Origin of the sequence: Bradyrhizobium nitroreducens (assembly GCF_002776695.1) — a bacterium.
GTDB lineage: Bacteria > Pseudomonadota > Alphaproteobacteria > Rhizobiales > Xanthobacteraceae > Bradyrhizobium > Bradyrhizobium nitroreducens.
In genome coordinates this window covers 1183-1425 of record NZ_LFJC01000010.1, presented here as the reverse complement: position 1 = coordinate 1425, position 243 = coordinate 1183, and the positions used below count along the sequence as shown (strand labels likewise).

Genomic DNA, 243 nt, shown 5'->3' with positions numbered 1-243 from the left:
GTCCAGGAAATCTTGGAGCGGTCGCCGCGGCAGTCGCCACGCTTGGTGACGAAATTGTAGATGCCGCCCTTGCCTTCCGAATTGCCCGGATACCAGTTCTGCACCGTCGAATATTTGATCTCGGCATCGTCATGGGCGACGAGCTCGACGACGGCGGCGTGCAGCTGGTTCTCGTCGCGCTGCGGCGCGGTGCAGCCTTCGAGATAGGAGACGTAGGCGCCCTTGTCGGCGATGATCAGCGTG

General features: G+C 62.1%; 1 protein-coding gene. It reads right to left on the bottom strand.

The features are described 5' to 3' along the window. A partial coding sequence (locus TSA1_RS38665) for a SufD family Fe-S cluster assembly protein (protein WP_174719383.1) occupies positions 1-243 on the bottom strand: 243 nt, incomplete at both ends.